This is a genomic window from Gulosibacter massiliensis (assembly GCF_900626105.1).
GTDB classification, from domain to species: domain Bacteria; phylum Actinomycetota; class Actinomycetes; order Actinomycetales; family Microbacteriaceae; genus Gulosibacter; species Gulosibacter sediminis.
In genome coordinates this window covers 1,970,154-1,995,089 of sequence record NZ_UYZX01000001.1, presented here as the reverse complement: position 1 = coordinate 1,995,089, position 24,936 = coordinate 1,970,154, and the positions used below count along the sequence as shown (strand labels likewise).

General features: G+C 66.1%; 21 protein-coding genes and 1 rRNA gene. 3 read left to right on the top strand and 19 right to left on the bottom strand.

Annotation, left to right across the window (positions count from 1 at the left end; genetic code table 11):
• Positions 1-188 precede the first annotated feature (188 nt).
• From EJL01_RS09455 to argC, 8 genes are all read right to left on the bottom strand, one after another.
• Positions 189-1,711: ribosomal RNA gene (locus EJL01_RS09455) — 16S ribosomal RNA — on the bottom strand.
• A 589-nt stretch (positions 1,712-2,300) separates the two neighbouring features.
• Positions 2,301-3,602, bottom strand: a complete 1,302-nt coding sequence (gene tyrS / locus EJL01_RS09450; RefSeq protein WP_241209160.1) for a tyrosine--tRNA ligase — start codon at positions 3,600-3,602, stop codon at positions 2,301-2,303.
• Positions 3,603-3,664: 62 nt separating this feature from the next.
• Positions 3,665-5,071, bottom strand: a complete 1,407-nt coding sequence (argH, locus tag EJL01_RS09445) for an argininosuccinate lyase (protein ID WP_125107271.1) — start codon at positions 5,069-5,071, stop codon at positions 3,665-3,667.
• A 3-nt stretch (positions 5,072-5,074) separates the two neighbouring features.
• Positions 5,075-6,274, bottom strand: a complete 1,200-nt coding sequence (locus EJL01_RS09440) for an argininosuccinate synthase (protein ID WP_125107270.1) — start codon at positions 6,272-6,274, stop codon at positions 5,075-5,077.
• 57 nt (positions 6,275-6,331) lie between these two features.
• Positions 6,332-7,273, bottom strand: coding sequence for an ornithine carbamoyltransferase (gene argF / locus EJL01_RS09435; protein ID WP_125107269.1), 942 nt, complete (start codon positions 7,271-7,273; stop codon positions 6,332-6,334).
• Positions 7,274-7,312: 39 nt separating this feature from the next.
• Positions 7,313-8,209, bottom strand: coding sequence for an acetylglutamate kinase (argB, locus tag EJL01_RS09430; protein WP_125107268.1), 897 nt, complete (start codon positions 8,207-8,209; stop codon positions 7,313-7,315).
• Positions 8,210-8,222: 13 nt separating this feature from the next.
• A complete protein-coding gene (gene argJ / locus EJL01_RS09425) occupies positions 8,223-9,386 on the bottom strand; it encodes a bifunctional glutamate N-acetyltransferase/amino-acid acetyltransferase ArgJ (protein ID WP_125107267.1) in 1,164 nt (387 codons plus the stop codon).
• The gene (gene argC, locus EJL01_RS09420; protein ID WP_125107266.1) at positions 9,383-10,432 is read right to left on the bottom strand and encodes an N-acetyl-gamma-glutamyl-phosphate reductase; all 1,050 of its coding nucleotides are present in this window, start codon (positions 10,430-10,432) and stop codon (positions 9,383-9,385) included. Before argC ends, argJ begins: the two co-directional genes overlap by 4 nt.
• A gap of 40 nt (positions 10,433-10,472) precedes the next feature.
• Here argC and EJL01_RS09415 point away from each other — a divergent pair, with 40 nt between their 5' ends.
• Complete coding sequence (locus EJL01_RS09415) at positions 10,473-11,759, top strand: SufS family cysteine desulfurase (RefSeq protein ID WP_125107265.1); 1,287 nt, start codon at positions 10,473-10,475, stop codon at positions 11,757-11,759.
• Complete coding sequence (gene sufU, locus EJL01_RS09410) at positions 11,756-12,205, top strand: Fe-S cluster assembly sulfur transfer protein SufU (protein WP_125107264.1); 450 nt, start codon at positions 11,756-11,758, stop codon at positions 12,203-12,205. The genes EJL01_RS09415 and sufU overlap by 4 nt, the downstream gene beginning before the upstream one ends.
• 185 nt (positions 12,206-12,390) lie before the next feature.
• Here sufU and pheT read toward each other — a convergent pair whose 3' ends face one another.
• The 10 genes from pheT to infC form a co-directional block, all read right to left on the bottom strand.
• Positions 12,391-14,955: a phenylalanine--tRNA ligase subunit beta gene (gene pheT, locus EJL01_RS09405; protein ID WP_125107263.1), complete on the bottom strand. Its 2,565-nt coding sequence runs from the start codon at positions 14,953-14,955 to the stop codon at positions 12,391-12,393.
• A 2-nt stretch (positions 14,956-14,957) separates the two neighbouring features.
• A complete protein-coding gene (pheS, locus tag EJL01_RS09400) occupies positions 14,958-15,998 on the bottom strand; it encodes a phenylalanine--tRNA ligase subunit alpha (RefSeq protein ID WP_125107262.1) in 1,041 nt (346 codons plus the stop codon).
• Between the two features lie 25 nt (positions 15,999-16,023).
• Positions 16,024-17,007, bottom strand: a complete 984-nt coding sequence (locus EJL01_RS09395; RefSeq protein WP_125107261.1) for an amino acid ABC transporter permease — start codon at positions 17,005-17,007, stop codon at positions 16,024-16,026.
• Positions 17,004-17,651, bottom strand: a complete 648-nt coding sequence (locus EJL01_RS09390; protein WP_125107260.1) for an amino acid ABC transporter permease — start codon at positions 17,649-17,651, stop codon at positions 17,004-17,006. The genes EJL01_RS09395 and EJL01_RS09390 overlap by 4 nt, the downstream gene beginning before the upstream one ends.
• Before the next feature lie 107 nt (positions 17,652-17,758).
• Complete coding sequence (locus EJL01_RS09385; protein WP_241209159.1) at positions 17,759-18,628, bottom strand: glutamate ABC transporter substrate-binding protein; 870 nt, start codon at positions 18,626-18,628, stop codon at positions 17,759-17,761.
• A 106-nt stretch (positions 18,629-18,734) separates the two neighbouring features.
• The gene (locus tag EJL01_RS09380) at positions 18,735-19,505 is read right to left on the bottom strand and encodes an amino acid ABC transporter ATP-binding protein (RefSeq protein ID WP_125107259.1); all 771 of its coding nucleotides are present in this window, start codon (positions 19,503-19,505) and stop codon (positions 18,735-18,737) included.
• Positions 19,506-19,612: 107 nt separating this feature from the next.
• The gene (locus EJL01_RS09375; RefSeq protein WP_125107258.1) at positions 19,613-20,410 is read right to left on the bottom strand and encodes a TrmH family RNA methyltransferase; all 798 of its coding nucleotides are present in this window, start codon (positions 20,408-20,410) and stop codon (positions 19,613-19,615) included.
• A gap of 82 nt (positions 20,411-20,492) precedes the next feature.
• Positions 20,493-20,879 (bottom strand): 50S ribosomal protein L20, encoded by a 387-nt coding sequence (gene rplT / locus EJL01_RS09370; RefSeq protein ID WP_125107257.1) that lies wholly within the window; start codon positions 20,877-20,879, stop codon positions 20,493-20,495.
• 36 nt (positions 20,880-20,915) lie between these two features.
• Entirely contained in the window at positions 20,916-21,110 is a 195-nt protein-coding gene (gene rpmI / locus EJL01_RS09365; RefSeq protein ID WP_125107256.1) for a 50S ribosomal protein L35, read from the bottom strand.
• Positions 21,110-21,775, bottom strand: coding sequence for a translation initiation factor IF-3 (infC, locus tag EJL01_RS09360; RefSeq protein ID WP_125107255.1), 666 nt, complete (start codon positions 21,773-21,775; stop codon positions 21,110-21,112). Before infC ends, rpmI begins: the two co-directional genes overlap by 1 nt.
• A 244-nt stretch (positions 21,776-22,019) precedes the next feature.
• On the opposite strand from infC, the gene EJL01_RS09355 reads away from it, so the two are divergent.
• Complete coding sequence (locus EJL01_RS09355) at positions 22,020-22,421, top strand: DUF1844 domain-containing protein (RefSeq protein ID WP_125107254.1); 402 nt, start codon at positions 22,020-22,022, stop codon at positions 22,419-22,421.
• A gap of 71 nt (positions 22,422-22,492) precedes the next feature.
• Here the strand turns inward: EJL01_RS09355 and EJL01_RS09350 are convergent, their stop codons facing one another.
• Complete coding sequence (locus tag EJL01_RS09350) at positions 22,493-24,916, bottom strand: HAD-IC family P-type ATPase (RefSeq protein WP_241209158.1); 2,424 nt, start codon at positions 24,914-24,916, stop codon at positions 22,493-22,495.
• Between the last annotated feature and the right edge of the window lie 20 nt (positions 24,917-24,936).

Sequence of the window (24,936 nt, the reverse complement as noted above, 5' to 3'; positions counted from 1 at the left end):
CAACAGCGTGCACACCGCGCAACAGCTCCACAACACCCCTTCCACCGGCTCGCGAACGAACCAGGTACTAACGCATCACGTCACTCCCACACTTGCCATATGTTCCACCCTTGAGCACCCACTCACCACATTCGGATGAGACTGGGCACCACGACCACACTGATTGTGACCGTGTCAATGCTCCTTAGAAAGGAGGTGATCCAGCCGCACCTTCCGGTACGGCTACCTTGTTACGACTTAGTCCTAATCACCGATCCCACCTTCGACAGCTCCCTCCACAAGGGTTAGGCCACCGGCTTCGGGTGTTACCGACTTTCATGACTTGACGGGCGGTGTGTACAAGGCCCGGGAACGTATTCACCGCAGCGTTGCTGATCTGCGATTACTAGCGACTCCGACTTCATGGGGTCGAGTTGCAGACCCCAATCCGAACTGAGACCGGCTTTTTGGGATTCGCTCCACCTCGCGGTATCGCAGCCCATTGTACCGGCCATTGTAGCATGCGTGAAGCCCAAGACATAAGGGGCATGATGATTTGACGTCATCCCCACCTTCCTCCGTGTTGACCACGGCAGTATCCCATGAGTTCCCACCATAACGTGCTGGCAACATAGGACGAGGGTTGCGCTCGTTGCCGGACTTAACCGAACATCTCACGACACGAGCTGACGACAACCATGCACCACCTGTATACCGACTGCAAGCAGGGCAACCATCTCTGGAAGTTTCCGGTATATGTCAAGCCTTGGTAAGGTTCTTCGCGTTGCATCGAATTAATCCGCATGCTCCGCCGCTTGTGCGGGCCCCCGTCAATTCCTTTGAGTTTTAGCCTTGCGGCCGTACTCCCCAGGCGGGGCGCTTAATGCGTTAGCTACGACACAGAAACCGTGGAATGGTCCCCACATCTAGCGCCCAACGTTTACGGCATGGACTACCAGGGTATCTAATCCTGTTCGCTCCCCATGCTTTCGCTCCTCAGCGTCAGTAACGGCCCAGAGATCTGCCTTCGCCATCGGTGTTCCTCCTGATATCTGCGCATTCCACCGCTACACCAGGAATTCCAATCTCCCCTACCGCACTCAAGTCTGCCCGTACCCACTGCAGGCCCGAGGTTGAGCCTCGGGATTTCACAGCAGACGCGACAAACCGCCTACGAGCTCTTTACGCCCAATAATTCCGGACAACGCTTGCACCCTACGTATTACCGCGGCTGCTGGCACGTAGTTAGCCGGTGCTTTTTCTGCAGGTACCGTCACTTTCGCTTCTTCCCTACTAAAAGAGGTTTACAACCCGAAGGCCGTCATCCCTCACGCGGCGTTGCTGCATCAGGCTTGCGCCCATTGTGCAATATTCCCCACTGCTGCCTCCCGTAGGAGTCTGGGCCGTGTCTCAGTCCCAGTGTGGCCGGTCACCCTCTCAGGCCGGCTACCCGTCGTCGCCTTGGTGGGCCTTTACCCCGCCAACAAGCTGATAGGCCGTGAGCCGATCCGAAACCGAAAAATCTTTCCAACCAGAGGAGATGCCTCCCTGGCACATATCCAGTATTAGCCACCGTTTCCGGTGGTTATTCCAGAGTTTCGGGCACGTTGCTCACGTGTTACTCACCCGTTCGCCACTAATCCACCCAGCAAGCTGGGCTTCATCGTTCGACTTGCATGTGTTAAGCACGCCGCCAGCGTTCGTCCTGAGCCAGGATCAAACTCTCCGTAAAAAATGAGTTCAATCCAGAATCAAAACACCAAAATTAATCTGGCGATCATCATCCAAAATATTAAAAAAAGGAACCAAATAAACCAGCCAGCCGAAGCTAGCCAGTCACGAGGTAACCATATAAAAAATGGCATATGACAATTTATTTAGTGCACACTGTTGAGTTCTCAAAGACCGTTCGCTTCTCATTTTCACCCCGCGCTTGCGTGGTTGCTACTGAGAGCTCTAGGTTCTACTACCTCGGCGTGTCGGACGATGTCTGACGTAACCTCGTGGTAGTGAAGTTGTTGTTAGGTCGTCTACCTTACCCCATGCTCGCCGTGGCGTGCAAGTGGCTCAAGCGCTGAGTCTGTGAAGACCCTGTCGCTTGGGCGGCGACCGTTGCCTCCTTTGCGATGAGCACCAGATGGTGTTTCTTTCGCTGCGGTGGCAACAGATGAATACTTTACGGAGATCCGGGGGGTCGTGCAAATCACGCCTGCAGCCCGGGCGTGTCGCCCGGTATTCCGGGGATCTCGGCGATCCGAGGGAGAACGACGAGGGGGTGTGCGCAGCACTGCTGCGCACACCCCCTCGTCAAATTCGCACGGTTATCGCACGATGGCACCAACGAGTGTCTTCTTACCGCGGCGGATCACGACACCGCCGCCGGCGAGGAGGTCGCCCTCCCCCAACACCTGGTGTTCATCGGTCACCTTCGCCTTGTTGACGGTGACCCCGCCCTGCTTGATTGCTCGACGCGCACCCGAGAGCGAGTCTTCCGCACCGGTCGCCACGAGCAGCTCGGCGATTTCCTGCCCAAGCTGCGCTTCGACATTCGGGAGTTCCGCGATGGCCTGATGAAGCACATCCTCGGAAAGCGCCGCGAGGTCGCCCTTGCCGAAGAGCGCCTCCGACGCATCGATCGCCGCATCGGTGGCTTCGTCACCGTGCACGAGTCGGGTCACTGCCGAGGCGAGCGCCTTTTGTGCCGCACGACGGAACGGCTCCTCCTCGACCTGACGCTGGAACTGCGCGATCTCTTCACGCGTGAAGAACGTGAAGATCTTCAGGCGGTCGGCCACATCGCGGTCGTCGGTGTTGAGCCAGAACTGGTAGAACGCGTAGGGCGACGTGAGCTCGGCGTTGATCCAGATGGCGTTGCCCTCGGACTTGCCGAACTTGGTGCCGTCGGAGTTCGTGATGAGCGGCGTTCCCATCGCGTGCACGCTCGCACCCTCGGCACGGCGAATCAGATCAACACCGCCGACGAGGTTGCCCCACTGGTCGGAGCCACCCGTCTGCAGCTCGAGGCCGTACCGGCGGTAGAGCTCGAGGAAGTCAAACGCCTGCAGAATCTGGTAGCTGAACTCGGTGTACGAGATGCCGGCCTCGGAGTTGAGGCGCGCCGAAACCGCATCCTTCTTGAGCATCGCCCCGACCCGGAAGTGCTTGCCGAGGTCGCGCAGGAAGTCGAGGGCCGACAAGTCGGCGGTCCAGTCGAGGTTGTTCGCCATCCGTGCGGCAAAGTCGCCGTCGAAGTCGAGGTAGCCCTCGATCTGGTCGCGCAGGCCGTTCACCCACTCGGCGACAGTTTCGCGCGAGTTGAGTGTGCGCTCGGCCGTCGGGCGCGGGTCGCCGATGAGACCGGTCGAGCCGCCGACCACGCCGATCGGGAAGTTGCCCGCGAGCTGCAGCCGGCGAAGCAGCAGCAGCTGCACGAGGTGCCCGAGGTGAAGACTCGGCGCCGTCGGGTCGAATCCGCAGTAATACGTGATCGGGCCCTGGGCCATCCGCTCACGAAGCTCACCGAGATCGGTGGAGACGTGAATAAAGCCGCGCCACTCGAGCTCGTCGAGGACGTGGTCAAACGACGGGTCATTCCGCTGCCAGGAGAGATCACGCTGTGTCACAGCGTCAACCGTACCAACACGAATGCCCCCGATCTGCACGATCGGGGGCATTCGTGTGGTGATTACGCGAGTCGTTCGCGCAGCTTGTCGAGCTGGGCGCGCACGGAGCTCGGCGCGGTGCCGTTGACGCCGTCGCGCGAGGCGACCGAACCGTCAATCGTCAGCACCTCGCGCACCTCGGGTGTGAGGTGCGCCGAGACCCCGGCAAACTCGTCGTCCGAGAGGCCGTCGAGGTCGACGCCCTTCGACTCGGCAAGCTTGACGAGGCTGCCCGAAATCTCGTGCGCATCGCGGAACGGCACGTGCCGCTTCACGAGCCACTCGGCCACGTCGGTGGCAAGTGAGAACCCCTGGGGCGCGAGCTCGCGCATCCGCTTACCGTGGAAGACCATGGTGGCCACCATGCCGGTGAATGCCGGCAGCAGCACCTCGAGCTGTTCGAACGAGTCGAACAGTGGCTCTTTGTCCTCCTGCAGGTCGCGGTTGTACGCGAGCGGCATCGCCTTAAATGTGGCGAGCAGGCCCGTGAGGTTGCCGATGAGGCGCCCCGACTTGCCGCGCGCGAGCTCGGCGATGTCGGGGTTCTTCTTCTGCGGCATGATGCTCGAGCCGGTCGAATACGAGTCGTCAAGGGTGAGGAAGTCGAACTCGCGCGTGTTCCAGAGGATGATCTCCTCGGCAAAGCGCGAGACGTCGACGCCCACCTGGGCGAGGATGAACGCGGCCTCGCTCACGAGGTCGCGGGACGCCGTGCCGTCAATCGAGTTCTCGACCGCGGCGCGGAAGCCGAGTTCGGCCGCGACCGCTTCGGCGTCGAGCCCGAGCGTCGAGCCCGCAAGCGCGCCAGAGCCATAGGGCGAGTCGGCGAGCCGCTCCCCCAGGTCGCTCAGGCGGCCGAGGTCGCGCACAAGCGGCCACGCATGCGCGAGCAGGTGGTGCGCCAACAGCACCGGCTGCGCGTGCTGCAGGTGCGTGCGCCCCGGCATGATTACGTCGAGGTTCGCCTCGGCCTGGCCGGCGATTGCGTTCACAAGGTCGCGCAGCAGCCCGCGCAGCGTCGCCGATTCGTCGCGGATGTACATGCGCACGAACGTCGCGATCTGGTCGTTTCGGCTGCGGCCGGCACGAAGCTTGCCGCCGAGCTCGTGCCCGGCGATCTCCATCAACCCGCGCTCAAGCGCCGAGTGCACATCCTCATCGGACTCGGCCGCGACGAAGCGGCCGTCGCTGACGCGCTCTTCGAGTTCGTCGAGCGCGGCGTGCATCCCGAGCCGCTCGTCTTCGCTGAGGTACCCCGCCTTCGCGAGCGCGTTCGCGTGCGCGCGCGAACCAGCAAGGTCGTAGTGCGCCAGCTTCCAGTCGAACTGCGTCGACTTCGACAGCCGAGCGAGCTCGGGCGAGGGTCCGCCGGCGAAGCGGCCGCCCCAGAGGGCGCCGTCTTCGCCGGCTCGCGAGGTTGCGTCCGCCATGCCCTACAGCTCGGGCTGGTCGCGGCGGGCGGCGATCTTCGAGGGCAGCGAGTGCAGCTCGATGAAGCCGCGCGCGGCATCCTGGTTGAAGGTGTTACCGGTGTCGTACGTCGCCAGCGAGTAGTCGTAGAGCGACTCGTCGCTGCGGCGGCCGGTGACAACGGCGCGGCCCTGGTGCAGGGTCAGGCGCACCTCGCCGGTGACCTTCTCTTGCGTGTGCTGGATGAACGCGTCGAGCGCGCGCTTGAGGCCGCCGAACCAGAGACCGTCGTAGACGAGGTTGCCCCACTCGATCTCGACGCTGCGCTTGTAGCGGGCCACGTCACGCTCGAGCGCGAGGTCTTCGAGGTGGGTGTGCGCCTCGATGAGCGCAATCGCGCCCGGGGCCTCGTAGATCTCGCGCGACTTAATGCCGACGAGGCGGTCCTCGACCATGTCGATGCGGCCGACGCCCTGCTCGCCCGCGAGCTGGTTCATCTTCTCGACGATCTGGAGCATGCTCAGACGCTCGCCATTGATCGACACCGGGGTGCCCGACTCAAACGCGATGGTGACCTCGGTCGGAGCACGGTCGACCGTCGGGTCCTGCGTGTACTCATAGAGGTCTTCGATGGGCGGGTTCCACGGGTCTTCGAGGAAGCCGGTCTCAACCGCGCGGCCCCAGACGTTCTGGTCGACCGAGTACGGCGACGCCTTCGACTGGCGGATGGGCAGGTTGTGCTCGCCCGCGTACTCGATGGCCACGTCGCGGGTCAGCGAGAGGTCGCGGATGGGCGCGATCGAGGTGAGCTCGGGCGCGAGCGCCGCGACGGCGGCCTCGAAGCGCACCTGGTCGTTGCCCATACCGGTGCAGCCGTGCGCGATCGAGTTCGCGCCGAGCTCGCGAGCGGTGCGCGCAAGGTGACGGGCGATGAGCGGGCGCGAGAGCGCCGACACGAGTGGGTAGCGGCGCTGGTACATCGCATTCGCCTGGAGGGCGGGCACGAGGTAATCGTTCGCGAACTCGTCACGGGCGTCGACGACCACGGCTTCCACGGCGCCGCAGTCAATGGCACGCTGGCGGATCTGCTCGAGGTCCTCGCCGGCCTGGCCGACGTCGATCGCGAGGGCGATGACCTCGCGGCCGGTGCGCTCCTTGATCCACGGGATTGCGACGGAGGTGTCAAGACCTCCCGAGTACGCGAGCACAATACGCTCAGTCATGTTGCTCCTTCAGCTGTAGGTCTGGAAATAGTCTAGTTCGCTCGGCGCTGCAGCCGATTACGGCAGTTCGACGCCGCGGGCCTGCGCGAGCAGCCACACGAGTAGCGCCTTCTGGGCGTGGAGCCGGTTTTCGGCCTCGTCCCAAATCACCGACTGGGCTCCGTCAATCACGTCGGCGTCGACTTCGTAGCCGCGGTCCGCTGGCAGGCAGTGGAGGAAGATCGCATCGTCCTTCGCGTCGCTCATCATCTCCTGGGTCACCCGGTACGACTCAAAGGCGGCGACGCGCTCGGCGCGCTCCTCCTCGAGGCCCATCGAGACCCAGGTGTCGGTGACGACGACATCGGCGCCGGCGACGAGTGCCGCGGCGTCGGTGCTCACCTCAACCGACCCACCCTGTTCGGCGGCGAGCTCGCGGGCGCGCGCCACCACATCCTCACGAGGCAGGTAGCCCTCGGGTGAGGCGACGGCGACGTGCATACCGGCAATCGCGCAGGCAAGCAGGTACGAGTGGCCCATGTTGCTCGCGCCGTCGCCAACGAACACGAGCTTCTGTCCGGCCGTCGTGCCGCGGTGCTCGCGAATCGTGAGCAGGTCGGCCAGCAGCTGGCAGGGGTGAAAGTCGTCGCTGAGCGCGTTGACGATCGGTACGCGTGCGCCCTCGGCCATCTGCTCGAGGCCCGACTGCGCATAGGTGCGCCAGACGATGGCCTCGACCATGCGCTCGAGCACGCGCGCGGTGTCGGAGGGGGTCTCTTTGCCGCCGAGCTGGCTCGATGCTGTGGTGAAGATGAGCGGGCTGCCGCCGAGCTCCGAGACCCCGACGTGGAAGGAGACGCGGGTGCGCGTCGAGCTCTTGTCGAAGATGACCGCGACCGACTGCGGGCCCTCGAGTGGTCGCGCCAGGAATCGGTCTTCCTTCAGCTTCGCCGCGAGGTCGAGAATCGTGCTCTGCTCGGCGGCGGTGATGTCGTCGTCGCGAAGGAAGTGGCGGATCATTGGTGAGCCTTTCGAATTGGTGGTCAAACAGAGGCGCCGCTAGGGCATGACCTCGGTGCCGAAGCCGTCGGTGGTAAAGATTTCGAGCAAGGTTGAGTGGGCCACACGGCCGTCGATGATGGTGGCACGCGAGACGCCCCCGTCGACGGCCTCGAGGCACGCCTGCACCTTGGGGATCATGCCCGCTTCGAGGTTCGGCACCATAGGGCGGAGCTCCTCGGCGCTGATCGACGAAATGAGTGACGATCGGTCGGGCCAGTTGCGGTAGAGACCCTCGACGTCGGTGAGCATAACGAGCTTGCGGGCGCCGAGCGCCACCGCGAGCGCGGCAGCCGCGCGGTCGGCGTTGATGTTGAGCGCTTTGCGGGGCGCGTCGATGTCACTCGCGATGGTCGAGACGACGGGGATGCGGCCGGCCGCGATGTCGGCCGAGACGACCTGGGGGTTGACCGCGACAATCTCGCCGACGTGACCGAGGTCGATCGGCTTGCCCGACGCATCCGTGGTCTTACGCTGCGCCTGAAACAGCCCGGCGTCCTCCCCCGACGTGCCGGTGGCGACCGGCGCGACATCGTTGATCGCCGAGACGAGCTCGCGGGCGACCTGGCCGCCGAGCACCATACGCACGACTTCGATCGCCTCCGCGGAGGTGTACCGATACCCGGCGCGAAACTCCGACTCGATGCCGAAGCGGTCGAGCATGCGTGAGATGTGCGGGCCGCCGCCGTGCACGACGACGGGCTTGATGCCCGCGTAGCGCAGGAACGCGATGTCTTGCGCGAACGCCTCAATGAGCTCGGACTCGACCATGGCGTTGCCGCCGAACTTCACGACGATGATCTCGTCGTGGTACTGCTGCATCCAGGGCAGGGCCTCGATGAGCGTCTCGACCTTCGCGGTCGAGGCCGCGAGCCATGGGTGGGTGTCGCCAGACATGCTGCCTTTCGACCTACGACGAGTAGGCGCTGTTTTCGTGCACGTAGTCGTGCGTGAGGTCGTTGGTGAGGATGCTCGCGGTTGCGTCGCCCGCGTGGAGGTCGATGAGCACCTCGGTCTTGCGCGGCGTGAGGTCGACGGTGTCGACGGGCGCGTCGGGTGTGCCGGCGCGGCACACCATGACGCCGTTCATCGACACGTCGATCTGCTGCGGCACGAACTGTGCGTCGGTCGTGCCGATCGCGGCGAGCACGCGGCCCCAGTTCGGGTCGTTGCCGAAGATCGCGGTCTTGAAGAGGTTCGAGCGGCTGACGGCGCGCGAGACGGCAACCGCCTCGTCTTCCGTGGCCGCGCCGGTGGTGGTGATCGTGATGTCGTGGCTCGCGCCCTCGGCGTCGGCCTGGAGCTGGCGAGCGAGGTCCTGGCAGAGGTCGACGAGCAGGCTCGTGAACTCGCCTTCGTCGGCCGCGGTGCCGGATGCGCCCGAAGCGAGCAGCGCGACGGTGTCGTTCGTCGACATGGCGCCGTCGGAGTCGACGCGGTCGAAGCTGAGGCGAGTGGCCTCGCGCAGCGCCGTGTCGAGCTGCGCCGACTCGAGGTCGGCGTCGGTCGTGATGACGACGAGCATCGTTGCGAGGCCCGGGGCGAGCATGCCCGCACCCTTCGCGATCGCGCCGATCGAGTAGCCGGTGCCCTCGCGCAGCGCGGTTTTCGCCACCGAGTCGGTGGTGAGGATGCCGTCGGCGGCATGCTGCGCGGCCGTTTCGTCGTCGGCGAGCTCGGCGACCGCGAGTTTGACACCCGTGAGCACGCCCTGGCGGAACTTCTCGTCGCCCGAACCGATCAGGCCCGTGGAACAGACGATGACGTCGCTCGGCTGCAGCTGCAGCAGTTCGGCGGCGCGGTTCGCCGTGAGCTCGGTCGTCTCGGCGCCAAACTCGCCGGTGAAGCAGTTCGCGCCGCCCGAGTTGAGCACGACCGCGGAGGCGACGCCGTCGTCGAGAATGCGCCGCGACCACGTCACGGGGTGTGCCTCGCAGCGGTTGCTCGTGAACACCGCCGCGGCCGAGGCTGACGGGCCGTCGTTGACGACCACCACAACATCGCGGCCGCCGCTCTTCTTGATGCCGGCGGCGACGCCGGCGGCGCGGAAACCCTTGGGGGTGGTGATGGTCACGGGGCGACTCCGTTCAGGGGAAGTGCGAGCGACTCCTCGAGGCCGAGGGCAAGGTTCGCAGACTGGATGGCGGCACCGGCGGTGCCCTTGCCGAGATTATCCAGAGCGCTGATCGCGATGAGGCGACCGGCGCGCTCGTCTATGCCGACAGCGATCTGCGTGCGGTTCGAGCCGAGCACGTCGTTCGTGCGGGGCAGGCGGCCGTCGGTGAGTACCTCGATGAAGGTCTCGTCGCCGTACGCCTCGCGGTAAACCTCGTCGATGCGCGCCTGGTCGACCCCGTCGATGAGAGTGCCCGAGCTGGTCGCGAGAATGCCGCGCGCCGCGGGCACGAGCACGGGGGTAAAGGAGAGGCGCACGTCGGCGCCGGATGCACGGCGAAGGTTCTGCCGGATCTCGGGGTTGTGGCGGTGACCCCCAAACGCGTTGTACGGCACCACGTTGCCGATCAGCTCGCTGCCGAGCATGCCGACCGAGGCCTTCTTACCGGCTCCCGAAGGACCGACCGCGAGGACCGCCGCGAGCGCATCCGGCTCGACCAGGCCAGCACGAATCGCCGGCGCGAGCGCGAGGCTCACCGCGGTGACGTTGCAGCCCGGTACGGCGATGCGGTTGGTGCCGGGCAACTGCGCGCGCTGCTTCCCGCCATCGGCGAGCACGAGCTCGGGCATGCCGTACGTCCACGTGCCGGCGAACTCGCCCGGGTAATAGTCGGTCCAGTCCTGCTCCCGCTCCAGGCGGTGGTCGGCGCCGGCGTCGACGAGCAACCTCACCTCGCCCTCGAGCTCGGCCGAGAGCGCCGCCGACTTGCCGTGGGGCAGCGCGAGGAAGACGATGTCGTGGCCGCGCAGATGCGCCGCGTCGGTTGGCTGCAATTCGAGGTCGCCGTAGCTCGCGAGGTGCGGATGCACCGTTCGCAGCGACTGGCCGGCCTGCTGGTGCGCCGTAACAGTGCGCACCTCGAATTCCGGATGGCTCGCAAGCAGCCGCAGCAGCTCGCCGCCGCCGTACCCACTAGCCCCAGCGACCGCTACCGAAAACGTCATGTTCGCCATCCTACGCGGGGCCCGGCCTAGGCTAGGAACGATGTCTTCCTCCGTAATTACTGACGCCCGAGCCCGCGAGCTTCGCCGCGACTTTCCCATTCTGGCCGAGCAGGTGCACGGCGAGCAGCTTGTGTACCTCGACTTCGGCGCGACCGCGCAGCGCTCGACCGCCGTGCTCGACGTCGAACGCGACTTCCTCGAGCACCGCAACGCGGCCGTGCACCGCGGGGCGCACGAACTCGCCGCGCTCTCGACGAGCGACTTCGAGGATGCCCGCGACACAATCGCACGCTTCATCGGTGCCGATGCCGACGAGATCGCGTGGCAGGCGGGGGCAACGGATGCGCTCAACACCGTGACGCTCGGCATCGCGGCCGCCTCTCGGGGTCGCGGCGGCGACGAGTCGGTCCCCCTGCGGCTCGGCCCGGGTGACGAGATTGTCATCACCGAGGCGGAGCACCACGCGAACCTCGTGCCGTGGCAGGAGCTCGCGCTCGCGACGGGCGCCACCCTGAAGTGGGTACCCGCGAACGACCGCGGCACCTGGAGCATTGACGACGCCCGCGCCGTCGTGACCGAGGCAACCAAGGTCATCGCCTTTGCGCACGTCTCGAACGTCACCGGCATGATCGCACCCGTCGAGCAGCTCGTCGAGCTCGCGACCTCGGTCGGTGCAATCACGGTGCTCGATGCCTGCCAGTCGGTGCCGCATCGCCCGGTCGATTTCCACGCCCTCGGCGTTGACTTCGCCGCGTTCTCGAGCCACAAGATGACGGGCCCGAACGGCCTCGGCGTGCTCTACGGCCGCCGCGAGCGCCTCGCGCAGCTACCGCCGGCTCGCACCGGTGGCTCGATGATCGAGATCGTCACCATGGAGTCGACGACGTTTATGGACCCGCCCACCCGCTTCGAGGCCGGTACGCAGGCTGTGCCGCAGGTGATCGGCCTCGCCGCGGCCTGCCGCTACCTCGAGGGCGTCGGCATGGCCGCCATTGCCGAGCACGAGGAGGCCCTCGGTGCCCTCATGGTCGAACGTCTGTCGGCGCTCGACGGCGTCACCGTGATCGGCGACGACGCCTCGGTGCCACGCTCGGGCCTCGCCGCCTTCATCGTCGACGGTGTGCACTCGCACGACGTCTCGCAGTTCCTGGATGCTCGCGGCATCGCCGTGCGCGGCGGCCACCACTGCGCGCAACCGCTGCACCGCCGACTCGGCGTCACCGCGTCGACCCGCGCTTCGAGCTACTTCACCACGACGAACGACGACATCGACGCACTCGTCTCGGCGCTCGGGGACGTGCGCGCCTACTTCGGGGCCGACCGATGAGCGGGCTCGATTCGCTGTACCAGGACATCATTCTCGACGCCTCGCGACGCCGCAGCGGCGAGGGCGAGATCGCTCCCTTCGATGCCGAGCACTTCGAGAAAAACCCCTCGTGCGGCGACGAGATTCGCCTGCGCGTGCGCGTCGAGGACGACCGGGTCGCCGAGATTGGCTGGGTCGGCGACGGCTGCTCGATCTCGATGGCCTCCGCCTCGATCATGGTCGAGCAGCTCGTGGGCCAGCCCGTGGCGCAGGCGCGCGCCGGCGTTGAGGCCCTGCGTGGCATGCTCCGCAAGCGCGGCAGCAATCACCTCACCGATGACGAGGTCGATCTGCTCGGCGACGCGATCGCGTTCGAGGGCGTCGGCAAGTACGTCATGCGCGTGAAGTGCGCGATGCTCGGCTGGGTCGCGCTCGAGGCAGCGATGCGCGAGGCTGAGGCCGCGTAGGCCTAGCCCCGAGCTAAATTCGCGCGCAGGCTCGCGCCGAAATCCGGACGAACTCGCAGATTTTGGGGGTTTGAACGGGCTGAGCCCGTTCAAACCCCCAAAATCTCGGCGTTCGTCCGACTACAGCAACGCAACTGCGGGCCGGATGCACCAGCATCCGGCCCGCAGTTGCGTTCTGGCGGTAGCTAGGCGCGGATCTTCGCGCCGAAGCGCTCGGCCGCCTTCGCCGCGCCAGCCTCCTTGGCTTCGGTGGCCTCGGCGGCGGTCAGCGTGCGGTCGTCGGCACGGAAGCGCAGTGCGAAGGTGAGCGACTTTTCGGTCTCTTCGAGCCCGCGGCCGCGGTAGTCGTCGACGAGGCGGATGTCCTCGAGCAGCTCGCCCGCGCCCTCGCGTACGGCGTCACGCACGTCGGCCGCGGGAACCTCGCGCGCGACAACCAGCGAGAGATCCTGGGTCGCGGCAGGGAAACCGACGATCGTGCCCGCCGAAACGTGCCGCTCGGAGTGCGCGAGCAGCGCATCCACATCGAGTTCGACGGCGCCGACCACGCGCGGCAGGTCGTGGGCCTCGGCCACGTCGGGGTGCAGCTCGCCGGCAAAACCGATCGCGTGCTCGTCGCCCGCGGCATCGATCACGAACACCTCGGCGCAGCGGCCGGGGTGGAACGCGCCGTGCGAACCCTGACGAACGCGGAACTCGGCAGCCGTCGCGAGCGAGATGCGGTCGAGGTACTCGAGGGCATCGTGCCAGCTGTAGGCCACGGCGTCGAGGCCGGGCTGCTTCGCCGTGCGCTCGCCGACCAGCAGCAGCGACAGCGAGTACGGCTGTGGCGGGATGCCCGCATTGAGCTCGGCAAGCTTCTCGGCGCTCGGGCGCTGCGCGACCGGCGGGAGCTCGGCGACGCCGTACTCGACGCCGGCGACCGGGCGGAACACCCGGCCGAGCTCAAACACCGCGAAGCTCGGGCGGCCGCGCGACACATTGCGGTGCGCGACACCGGCGAGGCCGGGCAGAATACTGCGACGCAGCCAGGCGGTCTTCGAGTCCATCGCGTTCGCGAGCTTCACCGAGGGCACCGGGGTGCCGTCGGCCGAGTCGAACAGCACGTTCTCTTCCTCGGTCACGAACGGGTACGAGAGCACCTCGACGGCGCCGGCGGCGGCGAGCACGTCAGAGAGCTGGCGACGCAGCGCCTGCTCTCGGCTCGGCCCGCGGCCGCTCGTCGCCTGCGGCACGACCGAGGGGATGCGGTCGAAGCCACCAAGACGGCCGACCTCCTCGACGAGGGTCACGGGCTCGGTGAGGTCGCCGCGCCACGTCGGCGGAGTAACCGTGAGCACGTCGTCGCCCTCGACCTCGCAACCGACGGCCTCGAGCGACGACACGACCTCGTTGCGGTCATAGTCGACGCCCATGAGCTTCGCCGGAAGTTCGACCGGCAGCGTGATGGGCGCGGGGCGCGCGGCCTCGCCGAGCACGCTGCCCGCGGCCTCGACGGTGCCACCGGCGAGCTCGACGAGCAACTCGGCGACACGGGCCGCGGCCTTCGCCGTCACCGAGCCGTCGACGCCCCGCTCGAAGCGGCGCGAGGCCTCCGATGGCAGCTTGTGCCGGCGAGCGGTGCGGGCGATCGAGACCGACGCAAACGTCGCCGCCTCGATGAACACGTTCTTCGTCTCGTTCGAGAGCTCGGTCTCGGCGCCGCCCATCACGCCCGCAAGGCCGATCGGCCCGCGGTCGTCGGTGATGAGAATATCTTCGTCGGACAGCTCGCGGTCGCGGCCGTCGAGGGTCGTGAGTCGCTCCCCCGCCGTCGCGCGACGCACGTGGATGCCGCCGCGCAGCTGGTCGAGGTCGTAGCCGTGGATCGGCTGGCCGAGCTCGAGCATGACGTAGTTCGTGATGTCGATAAGCAGACCGAGCGAACGGATGCCCGCAAGCCGCAGGCGACCCGACAGCCAGCTCGGGCTGGGTCGCGTGCCATCGACGCCAGTCACGACGACGCCCGCGAACACCTCGCTGAGTGGCTGCTCGCGCACGGCGAGCTCGTCGGCGACGGTCACGGGGACGCGCGCCGCGTCGGCAGAGGCCGCGAGCGCCTGCGCGCCAATCGCGTCGAGCTCGGGACGCAGGGCGGGGTCGCGGAACGCCCCGCCGGTCGCGTGCGAGAACTCGCGAGCGAGGCCGCGCAGCGACATCGCATAGCCGCGGTCGGGCGTGACGTTGACCTCGACGGCGATGTCGTCGAGGCCGAACAGCGGCAGCGCAGGCGTTCCGATCTCGGCCTCGAGCCCGAGCTTGCCGAGCACGATAATGCCGTCATGGTCGTCGCCGAGGCCAAGCTCGCGCTGCGAGGCCATCATGCCGTCGGAGGTGTGACCGTACGTCTTGCGGGCAGCGATGCGGAAGTCACCGGGGAGCACGGCGCCGGGCAGCGTAACGACGACGCGGTCACCCACCTCAAAGTTCTGCGCACCACAGACGATGCCGCGCACGTCGGCACCGCCATCGGCCGCCGACTCGCCCTCGGGCGCGACGCGCACCTGGCACCAGTTGATCGTCTTGCCGTTCTTCTGCGGCTCGGGCTCGCGCTCGAGTACCTCACCGACAACGATCGGGCCCGTGAGCTCGCCGCCGTGAATCGCTTCGTCTTCGAATCCGACGCTCACGAACGCGTCGAGCACATCCTGCGGCGTCGCGTCGGCCGCGACATCAACGTAGTCGCGCAGCCAAGACAGAGGAATACGCATCCCTAAATCACCATTCCAAACTGTTCGCTGAAGCGCACGTCACCCTCAACGATGTCGTGCATGTCGGTGAGGTCATTGCGGAACATGAGCGTGCGCTCCACGCCCATACCGAACGCGAAGCCACGGAACTCCTCGGGGTCGAGCCCGGCTGCCTTAATGACGTTCGGGTGCACCATGCCGCAGCCGCCCCACTCGATCCAGCGCGGGCCGCCCTTCGCGAGCGGGTGCCAGATGTCCATCTCGGCGCTCGGCTCGGTGAAGGGGAAGTAGTTGTTGCGCAGGCGAATCTTCGCCTCATCGCCAAACATCTGGCGAGCGAAGTGCTCGAGCGTGCCGCGCAGGTGTGCCATCGAGAGATCGCGGTCAATCGCGATGCCCTCGAACTGCGTGAACACCGGTGTGTGCGTCGCGTCGAGTTCGTCGGTGCGGTACGTGCGGCCCGGGGCGAGCACGTAGAGCGGCGCGCCGCGGTCGAGCATCGAGCGCATCTGCAGCGGTGAGGTGTGCGTGCGCATGAGCAGGTGACGGTCGACCGGGTCGACGAAGAAGGTGTCTTGCAGCGCGCGGGCCGGGTGGTCGGCGTCGAAGTTGAGCGAGTCGAAGTTGTACCACTCGCTCTCGAGCTCGGGGCCGTCGACGATGTCCCAGCCCATGCCCATGAAGATCTCGCTCACGCGGTCGCGGAGCATCGTGAGGGGATGCCGTGCACCGTTGCGCTCACGCTCGTGGAACGCGGTCACGTCAACGCGCTCGGACTCGAGTCGCGCCGCCGCCTCGGCCTCGGCCAGCTCGCCCTCACGGGATGCGAAGGCCTGGTTCACGCGGCCGCGGGCCTGGCCCACGAGCTTGCCGGCCTCTTTCTTCTGGTCGTTCGGCACATCGCGCATTGCGGCGTTCAGCTTCGCGAGCGCCGAGGCTTCGCCGAGGTGTTCGGCGCGCACCTGCTTGAGGGCGGCAGCATCAGCTGCTTGGGCGATCGCGGCGAGCGCAGACTGCTCGGCGTCACCGACCGCTTCGGGAGTAATCGGATGTTCTTGACTCACCCGACAATCCTAGCGGCCGGCCAGCCTACTTGCCGGTGTCGGGGCGACTGCGCCCCGTCATGCCGTCGGGCTGCCCGATCGAGAGTAGCGAAGTGTCGACGCCAATCTGGCCGGGTGGCGGGGTCGGGGCCGCACCGCGACTCTTGTTGCCGCGTCGGCGGGCACCAACTGCCTGGCCCGAGCGGTTGCGCGCGAGTCGGCGGGCCACCCAGCTCAGTGTGAGGTTGACCGCGAGGTAGATCACGAGCGTGACGAAGAAGAACGAGAACGAGTAGGTACCCGAGCCGTAGTAGTCCTTCATCGTCGTCGAAGTGCGCAGTAGCTCGGGGTACGCGACGATGTAGGCGAGGGAGGTGTCCTTGAGCAGCACGACGAGCTGAGCAACGATGATCGGCAGCATCTGGCGGAACGCCTGCGGGAACTCGATGAGGAAGCGCGTCTGCATGCGCGTCATGCCGAGCGACAGCGACGCCTCGCCCTGACCGCGTGGCAGCGCGGCGACGCCGCTGCGCAGTGCCTCCCCGATGATCGCGCCGTTGTAGATCGCGAGGGCACCAACGACCGCGGGATACGCGCCGACTGAGAGGCCGAGCATGATGAACAGCATCATGAGCAGCACCGGCATGCCGCGGAAGAACTCGAGCACGATCGTGACGGGGATTCGGATCCACGCGTGGCGCGCCATGCGGCCGAGCGCGAAGAGGAAACCGAGGATGAGTGCCAGCACGGCGGCGAGGCCGGCGGCGCGCAGGGTGCCGAGCACGAGGCCTCGCCAGAGCAGGCCCTGCCAGAGCTCCGCCGCTTCGTCGGGGTCGAAGAAGATGTCCCAGCGCGACGCATCCCAGAGACCCACGAGTTCGGCGCCATTCGCGGTGGTGCGCGGCTGCCCGAGCGTAAAGATGAACCAACCGAGCAGGATCACGACCGCGGCCGTGACGATGGCCGAGATGATGTTCGAAGTGCGCCGGGTCTTCGGGCCGGGGGCGTCGTAGAGAACTGAGGCGCTCATCGCAGCACCGCCACCTTTCGCTCGATGTACCCGGCGACGAGACCGAGTGGGATGGTGATGACGAGGTAGAACAACGCGATGCCGATGAGCAGCGGAATGACCTGGTCACCGTTTTGGTTCGCGAGGACCTTCGAGACCGCGACGAGTTCGACCACGCGGAAACCCGAGGCGACTGAGGAGTTCTTCGTCAGGGCGATAAAGACATTGATGAGCGGGGGCACGACCATGCGCAGCGCCTGCGGCATGATGATCGAGAACACCGTCTGCGAGAAATTCAGGCCGAGTGAACGGGCGGCCTCGGCTTGCCCGAGCGGAACACCATTGATGCCGGAGCGCAGCGCCTCGGCCACGAACGGCGAGGTGTAGACCGACAGCGCGATGATCGCGCCGGTAAACGATGGCACGCCGAGTTGGAGCACCGGCAGCACGATGATGATGAGGAAGAACACCAGCGTGAGCGGGGTGTTACGCACGAGCTCGGTGTATGCAGTCGCGGTGACGCGAAGGGCGCCGATGGGCGAGATCCGCATGAAGGCGACGAGCATGCCGATGATCGAGGCGCCGATGCCGCCGTAGATCAGCAGCAACAGCGTGGTGCCGAAGCCTTCGAGCACGTAGCCGAAGTTCGAGATGATCGCTTCCATCGAGTCCCGTTCGCGCGTTGGTGAAGAATGGATGCGCGAGGCGGTGCCAGTGCCGTGTTCGGCACCGCCTCACGCAAGTTGGGAACTACTGATCGGTAGTAGTCGTCCTAGTAGCGGTCGACTGCCGGGGGCTCCGGCGTCGGGAGGATGTCACCGACCGTGGAGGTCCAGGCGGCCTCCCATGCGCCGTCGCTGTACGACTCCTCGAGGGTGTCGTTGATGAAGTCGCGGAACTCCTGGTCGCCCTTCTCGAGGCCGATGCCGTAGGGCTCCTCGGTGAACGTGCCCTCGGTGACCTCGAACTCGCCCTCGTTCTGGTCGACGAGACCCGCCAGGATCACGTTGTCGGTTGTGAGCGCGTCGGCCTCACCGGTGCGGATCGGCTCGAGGCAGTCGGAGTACTTGTCGACCGTGATGACGTTGTCGGTGTACTCGCGGATGTTATCCTCCGAAGTCGAGCCGGTCACGGTGCAAATCGTCGCGTCGCCCACCGACTCGGGGTCGCTGCCCTCAATGCCAAGCGGGTTACCCTCGGGCACGAGGAACGACTGACCGGCGACGTAGTACGGGCCGGCGAAGTCGATGACTTCCTTGCGCTCATCGTTGATCGTGTAGGTCGCGATGACGAGGTCAACCTGGCCCTGCTGGATGAACGGCTCGCGGTTCTGCGAGACCGTTTCAGTCCAGGTGATGTTCTCGGCCGGAATGCCAAGCTTCGCCGCGATAATCTTGCCGATCTCGATGTCGAAGCCCTCGGGGGTGCCGTCGGGACCCTGGAGGCCGAACAGCGGCTGGTCGAACTTCACACCGATGGTGATGCTTTGATCGGCGTTGAGCTGGGCCATCGTCGTGCCCTCTTCGAACGAGACGTCTGACTCAGCCTCGGGCTCGGAGCTATCGCCGCTCGAGCAGCCGGTGAGCACGAGGGCGGCGGCGGCCAACCCGGCGAATGCCGTAAATGCCTTCTTGAACTTCACTGTTACTCCTTCGTTGGGTCACGTATGCGTGTGTCGTGATTCGGTAAAGGTCTGGAGGTGGGGGTCTGAGAATGCGCTACAGTGCGTTCGCTATTGAACTCAACCGTTAGCGGAGGATTTTGGAGAGAAAGTCCTTTGCTCGATCAGACTTCGGCGCCGAGAAGAATTCTTCTGGCGCGGCTTCTTCCACAATTGCGCCGTCGGCCATGAAGATCACGCGATCCGCGGCCTTCCGAGCGAATCCCATTTCGTGCGTGACGACAACCATCGTCATGCCTTCTTTCGCAAGCGAAACCATGACGTCAAGCACCTCGTTGATCATCTCGGGGTCGAGCGCACTCGTCGGCTCGTCGAGCAGAATCAGCTTCGGGTTCATCGCGAGCGATCGAGCGATCGCCACTCGCTGCTGCTGGCCACCCGAGAGCTGGGCGGGCATCTTCTGCGCGTGATCCTGCACGCCGACTCGCGTCAGCAGCTCCATCGCGCGCTTCTCCGCCTCGACCTTCGAGGTCTTGCGCACCTTGATCTGCGCCAGCGTTACGTTCTCGAGCACGCTCTTGTGCGCGAACAGGTTGAACGACTGGAACACCATGCCGACGTCGCTGCGAAGCTTCGCAAGCCCCGCGCCCTCTTCGGGCAGCTTGACACCGTCGATGAGAATCTCGCCCTCTTGAATTGTCTCGAGGCGATTAATCGTGCGGCACAACGTCGATTTACCCGAGCCCGAAGGGCCGATAACGACGACCACCTCACCACGATTCACCGACGTGTTGATGTCTTTCAGTACGTGATTCTCGCCGAACCACTTATTCACGCCGTTCATTTGCACGAGCGGCTGGGATTCGACATTGCTGTGTGTTGGTGACCCCGGCGTCATGCGACCACAGTACTTGTCTGAGCAACACCTGGGTGAAAACCGAGAGGTCAGTTACAAAGTTGTTACCACGAAAGCGTCATCGATTTCGTGGGATTCCACACAATTTGTCAGTCGCGTCGCTGTGCGAATGCGCTTTCATAGAGGCACACGCTCGCGGCCGTGGCCAAATTCATCGATTCGGCCTGACCATAGATCGGTACCACCAGTGTGTCGTCGACCTGGGCGAGCAGGTCCTCGGTCAGCCCGCGTGCCTCGTTGCCAAACACCCAAGCGGTCGGCTCGGCGAGCGAATCGCGGGCAGCGAGCAGGTCGCTGCCCGACACATCCGCCGCGACGACGCGCATCCCCACCTGGCGAGCCCGCACCACCGCGTCGTCGAATTCGGCCTCCACGGCAATCGGGATGTGGAAGATCGAGCCCGTGCTCGAGCGCACGACCTTCGGGTTGTAGAGGTCGACCGTGCGACCGGTGAGGATGACCGCGTCGGCGCCCGCTGAGTCGGCGACGCGGATGATCGTGCCGAGATTGCCGGGGTCGCGCACCTCTTCGAGGATCGCGATGAGCTTCGGCTCGCCCTCGAAGATGCGCTTCAGCGCCGTCGGGAACTGTTTGGCGACGGCGACCACGCCCTGCGGCGTGCGAGTGTCGCTCATCGCGTCGGCCGCCTCTTCGCTGACGAATACAACCTCGTGGCCCGTGCGCTGGGCGAGTTCGGCGATGTCATCGTGTCGCTCGAGCGCGGTCGGCGTGACGTAGAGCTCCGTGATGAGGTCGGGTCGAGCCAGGAGCCCCTCGCGGACCGCCTGCGGGCCTTCGAGCACGAACTCGCCGCGCTCGGTGCGTTGCGCCTTCTGCGCGAGCTTGCGGACGTCGCGGACGCGCTGGTTCTTGGCGGACTCGATCATGCGGGGCTCCTGAAAAGTCTTGCGGATGAAAACGGGGCGGCCGACCGCGAAGGTCGACCGCCCCGTCAGCGAAGTCGATTGACTACGCGGCGTTCTTCGGCGCCGAGGTGTTCGCCGGGAGGGCGGCCTTGGCCGACGCGACGAGCGCGGCGAAGGTCGCGGGCTCGTTCACGGCGAGGTCAGCGAGGATGCGACGGTCGACACCGATGCCGGCCAGGTTGAGACCCTGGATGAACCGGTTGTAGGTGAGGCCGTTCGCACGCGACGCCGCGTTAATACGCTGGATCCACAGGCGACGGAAGTCACCCTTGCGGTCCTTGCGGTGGGCGTAGTTGTACACGAACGAGTGGATGACCTGCTCCTTCGCCTTACGGTAAAGGCGTGAGCGCTGGCCACGGTAACCAGAGGCCTGGTCAAGTACGGTACGACGCTTCTTCTGGGCGTTTACTGCCCGCTTCACACGTGCCATTGCAGTGTTCTCCTAAATCTCAGACGGACGGGCGGGCTACTTGCCCAGCAGCTTCTTGATGACCTTCGCGTCCTGCGGAGCGAGGACCTGGTCACGGTTGAGGCGAGCCTTGCGCTTGGCCGACTTCACCTCGAGGTTGTGGCGCATGCCAGCCTGCTGCTTACGGACCTTGCCGGTTCCGGTGAGCTTAAAGCGCTTCTTCGACCCCGAGTGGGTCTTCTGCTTCGGCATCAGTTCTCCTTGGTTTCAGTTGCCGTGGTGGTGGCGGCGTCGGTCGACCCCGCGTCTTCCCCGGCAGTCTTCGCGGCGCGAGCGGCCTGCTTCTGCTGATTGCGGCGAGCGTTCTGCTCGGCCTTTGCTTCGGACTTGTTCTTGACCGGTGCGACGATCATGACCATGTTCCGGCCGTCCTGCTTGGGACGGTTTTCGGCCGTGCCGAACTCGGCGACATCCTCAGAGAACTTTTGCAACAGCTTGACACCGAGCTCCGGACGCGACTGCTCGCGGCCGCGGAACTGGATCATTGCTTTGACCTTGTCACCCGACTCAAGGAAGCCAATGGCGCGCTTGAGTTTGGTTTCGTAGTCGTGGTCGTCGATCTTGAGACGGAAACGGACCTCCTTGAGGACCGTGTTCGCCTGATTGCGTCGGGCTTCTTTCGCCTTCTGCGCGTTCTCGTACTTGAACTTGCCGTAGTCCATGATCTTGGCCACGGGAGGGTTGCTGTTCGGAGAGACCTCTACAAGGTCAAGATCGGCTTCCTGCGCGAGGCGCAGCGCGATCTCAATCTTGACGACACCGACCTGTTCGCCGCCAGGGCCGACAAGTCGGACCTCGTTGGCACGAATCCGGTCGTTGGTGCGTGGTTCGCTGATGGATGGCTCCTCTGTTCGCATGTGAATGACTTCACGGGTGGGGTGAAACTTCAGATCGTCTCACCGGCGTACACCGCGCACATGCGGCCACTCCCCTACGCAGCGTACTGCGGTGTGCTCATCGCGATGGGCACGAGCGGGGCCAGTGGTAAACCCGGTAACCTAGTGCGGTATGCGCGGGTGGGACGAATCCTCTTGTCTCAGAGTCTGCCAGGCAGACACCAGCGAATAGCTTATCAGCAGTTTTCTGCGGAAGGAACCCCCTGTGACCGATTCAGCCACGCCCGCCTCGCCCGTCAACCCGGAGGCCACGCCCCTCGACGAGGACTTGCAAGGGCAGCTGGATGGCCAGGTCCGCGACATCGCCGACGTGCCGGCGGTCGAGCTCATCACGACGGTCTCGGTGCACCTCATGAGCGCCGCCGCCGTGAACCTTGGCCTGGCCGAAGACGAGAACCCGACCATCGACCTCGACGAGGCGCGCAAGATCATCCAGGCGCTCGCGGGGCTGCTCACCGCATCCATGGCCTTCCTCGGCGACCAGCACGTGCGCCCACTGCGCGATGGCCTGCGCTCGCTCCAGCTCGCGTTCCGCGAGGCCTCGCCGGTGCCCGACCCGATCGGCAAGGGCCCGGGCGAAGACCTCACCGGCCCCGTCTTCGCGTAATACTCCCCACCACACAGGCCCCGGCTGCGCTTCGCGCCGGGGCCTTTGCTGTTGCGAGGTTGGTGCGAAACCTACGCGAGTTCGCGCGCCTCGCTGCGTAGGCGCAACTGCCCGTGGATCTCGAGCGCGACGCAGCCGAGCACGGTGATGATCGCGATGCCAATGAGCGCCGGGGCGTCGGGCCATGCAAAGCCAAAGAACCACACGGTGAGCGGCACGAACAGGCAGAGGATGAGCACCGTGATGCTGCCGAGAAGCACCGCAGCGAGCAGCGGTCGGAACGGCCTGCAGACGAGACCGAGCACCCAGAGGCTCGTGACCGCGAGCACGAGCGCGCTTGCCGTCTGCTGCTGCTCGAGGCTCTGCGGGAACCGCTGCAGCAACAGGTGTGTCGCGATGAGTGACAGCGTGATGACGATGCCCGAGGGCACGGCGAATTGCAGGGCCCGTCGGAAGAACCCCGAAACATAGCGGCGCGAGTTCGGCAGCAGGGCGAGCACGAACGCCGGCCAGCCGATCGAGATGCCGTCGAGCAGCGCCATCTGCCGCGGCTCGAACGGGTACGGCCAGGCGAGCAGGCCGAAGATGAGCGCGATGAGCACGGCCCACGAGGTCTTCGAGAGGTAGAGCTTCGCGAGGCGCTCGATGTTCGCGATCGCCTGCCGGCCCTCGAGCACGATGCTCGGCATCGCCTGGAACTGGTTGTCGAGCAGCGTCATGCGCGAGACGGCGCGGGAGGCGCCGGAGCCGTGGCCCATCGCGATGCCGAGGTCGGCATCCTTGAGCGCGAGCACGTCGTTGACGCCGTCTCCGGTCATCGCGACGACGCGGCCGCGCGCCTGCAGCGCATGCACCATCTGGCGCTTCTGCGTCGGCGTGACGCGTCCGAACACACGGTGCGTCTCCATCAGCTCGCCAAGCTGCTCCTGGTCGTCGGGCAGCGTGCGGGCGTCGACGCCCGTCTCGTGCTCGCCGATGAGGCCGACGCCGCGCGCGACCGCGGTCACGGTGCGCGGGTCGTCGCCGGAGATGACGCGGAGCGAGACGCCCTCGTCGGTGAAGTATCGGACCGTGTCGGCGGCGTCCGCGCGCACCCGCTCGCGTAGGGCGATGATCGCGACACCGACGCGGTCGTCGCGCAAGTGCTGTGCCTCGACCTCTGCCTCGTCGAGGGCCGCCGCGCTGAAGCAGAGCGCGAGCACGCGCTGCCCCTGCTCAGAGAGTTCTGTCACCTGCGCGAGCAGCGCGGCGTCGTGCTCGAGGCGCAGCACGATGTCGGGTGCCCCGAGGATCCAGGTGCCCGCGGCGCGATCGTCGCCGAGTGAAATCGCCGACCACTTGCGCTGCGAGGTGAAGGGAACCTCGGCCACGGTCGGCAGCGCGAGGTCGGCGGTGAACTCGGTCTCGAGGCAGCGTGCTGAATCGTTCGCGCCCTCGTCGGCCGCCATGGTGGCGAGGGCGTGCTGCCAGCCCGGCCGCGCATCCGGGGCAGGATGCGCAGCATCGAACGCGACGCCGCCCTCGGTGAGCGTGCCAGTCTTGTCGAAGCAGAGCACGTCGACGCGGGCGAGGCCCTCGACGGCGTGAAGCTCCTGCACGAGCACCTTGCGGCTGCCGAGCTTGAGCGCACCGGCCGCGAACGCGACGGAGGTCATGAGCAGGAGGCCGAGCGGCACCATCGCGATCGCCGCGGCGACGGCGCCGACGGCGGCATCGCGCCAGGCGCCCGAAGCGAACGCCTGCTGCCAGCCGCCGAACGCCTGCACCTGACCGTTGATCGAGATCAGCAGCACCGGCAGCAGCAAGATGGCAACGAGGCGCAGCACCCGGTTGATGCCGGCGCGGATTTCGGAATTGACGAGCGAGAAGCGCTTCGCCTCGGCCGTGAGCTTCGCGGCGAAGGAGTGCGCGCCGACCCTCGTGACGCGGGCCGTGCCTGAGCCGGCGACAACGATCGCGCCCGAGAGCACCTCGTCGCCGGGACGCTTGTCGACCGCATCCTCTTCGCCCGTGAGCAGCGACTCGTCGAGCTGCAGGCCCGCGCTCGTCATGACCGTGCCGTCGGCGGGCACCTGGTCGCCCGCGCGTACGACGATGAGGTCGTCGACGACGAGGTCCTCGCGCATGAGATCGGTGGGCTCACCGTCGCGCACCGCGCGAGCGTGCGGCGCGTTGAGCACCCGCAGGTTGTCGAGCTGGCGCTTCGCCGAGAATTCCTGCCAGATGCCGATGATCGAGTTGGCGATGGCCGAGAAGCCGAACACCGCATCCTGCCACCGACCGAGCACCGCGAGCAGCGCGAACGAGGCGACCACAATGCCGTTAAACAGGGTGAACACGTGCGTGCGCAGGATCGCCCAGAGCGAGCGGCTCGAGGTACTCGGCAGCTCGTTGCGGCCGTGCTTGGCCCGCGAGGCTTCGACCTGCGCGCTCGTCAGCCCGGCGAACGTAGCGGGCTGGGCGGGGAGTTCGCTCGCGGCGTCAGGCTGCTCCACGTGGTCCTCAGTGTTGGTGC